Source organism: Lawsonibacter sp. (assembly GCF_022777125.1).
GTDB lineage: Bacteria > Bacillota > Clostridia > Oscillospirales > Oscillospiraceae > Lawsonibacter_A > Lawsonibacter_A hominis.
This window is the reverse complement of the sequence record NZ_JALFGV010000092.1, coordinates 1-2,792: the sequence shown is the minus strand read 5'-3', so window position 1 is coordinate 2,792 and position 2,792 is coordinate 1. Positions and strand designations below refer to the sequence as shown.

Genomic DNA, 2,792 nt, shown 5'->3' with positions numbered 1-2,792 from the left:
GATGACCGAGAGAAGCTGCACGACAAAAAAGAGCAGATGAGAATAGGGGGCAAAGCGGTCGATATAATCCCGCATATCGTCCAAAGAGCCAATGGAGGAAAAAAAGCCCGTTCGCCACAGCAGCAGCGCTCCCCCGCCCAGAAGAGCGATCGCCAGCAGCAAAGTCAGCAGCCATTTGTTTCGTTTCATCCATCCATCGCCTCGTCGCTTTTTATCATTTCCTTTAGGCTACCACGATTTCCTGCGGACTTCCATAGAAAAATCATTAAGAATTCCGAAGAAAAACAAAAAATCCACACCCTAAGGTGTGGCTCTTCTGAATGCCGCCGCTTACCGCTCGCTGGGGATCACACGCTCGTCGCGGCCGAAGATCAAATCATCCACATCGACAATCCGGGTCGAAATCACCATTGCACATCTCTCCTTTCTGATTGGATGATTCTATTATAGCGCCGGATGGAGCAAAAAGCAAGTTGTCAATTGTAAGAATTATATAAAAATTGCGGAAAGAATCTGTATAATTCCACAATGATTTGGGGGGCGAAAACGCCGAAAAACCCGCTTGCCAAATGACACAGTTTATGCTATAATCTTTCAGTCGGCAAAGCGCAGGTATAGTTCAGTGGCAGAACGTCAGCTTCCCAAGCTGAATATGAGGGTTCGATTCCCTTTACCTGCTCCAACCGGAATCCCTAGAGCCTCAACGGTTCTAGGGATTTTCTTTTGCACGAACACCTCCAAATGTTAGGAGAAAATAAGGCGAAAAAAGACCGAAAACAGGATGCCATGCAAGTCAGATGCAAGTCAATCCTATGCCTGCTTGTCCGAGCTTGCCCCAATGGAGAGGTATGCGTCAAGCTTCTCCACACTCTTCCTTTTGTGCACTGAATCCAGGTGGGTATAAATTTTTAACGTGGTACTCACATCGGCGTGGCCCATTTGGGCGCAAAGCGGGCGGAAGCGCCGCACGGGAACGCATTGCGCTCCCGCGGCAAAGTGGGGACCGACGGCCCGGAACATTCTTCCCGATCCCGGGCCGCGGTGGGAAAATGCTTGCAAAAAAGCAAAAATCATGGTATCATTTGTTAAACCAAGAGGTATGATAAATACGAAAGGTGGAGCAAGAGATGAGCAAGAAGCAGGCGCTGACGGAGTTTCATCGTGGTTCCATATTGGCTGCCGCCGAGCGGCTGTTTGCAGAGAAGGGCATTGAGAAGACGACCATGGACGATATCGCGCGGGTAGCGGAATACAGCAAGGCCACATTGTATGTCTACTTCCAGAGTAAGGAGGAGATCGTCAACGCCATCCTCCTCAGCGGTATGGTGCTCTTGAAGAAAAAGATCCATGAGGCCCTGGAGGGCAATCACGAGTGGCTGCAGGCCTATGATGCGGTCTGCCGGACCATCGTGCGCTTCTATGACGATAATCCTACGGCCTATGATGCGGCTACCGGTGCGATCCCCCTGGCCCAGGCGGGGGAGACTGTCCAGAAAAGCGTATCCGACATCCTGCGGGTGAGCAGTGAGATTGACGCCGAACTGGCGGATTTCCTGGTGCGTGGGGCAGAAGCGGGGCTCGTGCATACCCAGGTCCCGCCCATTGAGATGGTGCTACTCTTCTGGGCCGCCCTGGCGGGCATGGTACGGACCGCCGACAGCCGGGAGGCATACATTCGGGAACGGACCGGACTGAGCCGGGAGGATTTCCTGCACCACGGCGCGCGCATGCTGCTCCACTCCATCACCAGAGCGGACCAATAAGGCGTTCCTGCAAAACGGGCTCCCCGGCAAAAGCCGGGGAGCCCGTTTTGCGTCGTTTCGGGTTTAATGCAGGCGCGCCTCCAGAGCAGAGAGCTCCTGAGAAAGCGTTTCCGGCAGTTTCGCCCCGAATTTGTCGTAGAATGCACGGATGGCATTCACCTCGTCCAGCCACATCGCCGTGTCCAGCTTGAGCAGGCCCTCCAGTGTGGCGCGGTCCACACCGGAACCCTCCAGGTCGATATCCTCGGCCTTGGGCTCATAGCCGATGGGGGTCTCCACCGCGTCGGCTTCATGGAAGCAGCGCTTCATGATCCACTCCAGCACCCGCAGATTGTCGCCGAAACCGGGCCAGAGGAAGCGCCCCTCGTCGTCGGTGCGGAACCAGTTCACATTGAAAATCTTGGGGGCCTTGTCGCCCAGGACCTTGCCCATGTCCAGCCAGTGCTGCCAGTAGTCGGCCATGTGATAGCCGCAGAAGGGGAGCATGGCCATGGGGTCCCGGCGGACCACGCCCACCGCGCCGGCAGCGGCTGCGGTGGTCTCGGAGGCCATAATGGAGCCTACGAAGACCCCATGGTCCCAATCGCGGGACTGATAGACCAGGGGAGCGGTTTTGGCCCGGCGGCCGCCGAAAACGATGGCGGAGATGGGCACGCCGGTGGGGCGTTCAAATCCCGGGGAGATGCAGGGGCAGTTTTTGGCGGGAGCGGTGAAGCGGGAGTTGGGGTGGGCGCCCTTTTCGGCGGAGGTGGTGCCGTTCCAGGGATTGCCCAGCCAGTCCAGCGCGTGCTGGGGCGGATTTTTGTCCAGACCCTCCCACCACACGGTGTTGTCGTCCAGGTTGAGGGCCACATTGGTGAAGATGGTGCCCTCGCGGGTGGAGGCCAGGGCATTGGGGTTGGACTTCTCATTGGTGCCCGGCGCCACACCGAAAAAGCCGTACTCGGGGTTCATGGCCCACAGGCGGCCGTCCTCGCCCACACGGAGCCAGGCGATATCGTCGCCCACACACCAGACCTTCCAGCCGGC

The 2,792-nt window shown here is 57.1% G+C and carries 2 protein-coding genes, 1 tRNA gene and 1 pseudogene; 2 read left to right on the top strand and 2 right to left on the bottom strand.

Annotated features, from left to right (window positions below):
* Nucleotides 1-189 (bottom strand): annotated as a pseudogene (locus MR825_RS07835) (TVP38/TMEM64 family protein); the annotation flags it as partial.
* A gap of 419 nt (nt 190-608) precedes the next feature.
* Between MR825_RS07835 and MR825_RS07830 the strand changes: the two are divergent.
* Both MR825_RS07830 and MR825_RS07825 read left to right on the top strand, forming a co-directional pair.
* A tRNA-Gly gene (locus MR825_RS07830) sits at nt 609-682 on the top strand.
* A gap of 445 nt (nt 683-1,127) precedes the next feature.
* Nucleotides 1,128-1,763: a TetR/AcrR family transcriptional regulator gene (locus MR825_RS07825; RefSeq protein ID WP_186907812.1), complete on the top strand. Its 636-nt coding sequence runs from the start codon at nt 1,128-1,130 to the stop codon at nt 1,761-1,763.
* 63 nt (nt 1,764-1,826) lie between these two features.
* On the opposite strand, the gene MR825_RS07820 is transcribed toward MR825_RS07825, so the two are convergent.
* A partial coding sequence (locus MR825_RS07820) for a phosphoenolpyruvate carboxykinase (GTP) (protein WP_287879991.1) occupies nt 1,827-2,792 on the bottom strand: 966 nt, incomplete at its 5' end.

Bases quoted from the DNA above. Each gene is read 5' to 3' on its own strand.
- MR825_RS07825 (WP_186907812.1), top strand. From the start codon at position 1,128: ATGAGCAAGAAGCAGGCGCTGACGGAGTTTCATCGTGGTTCCATATTG.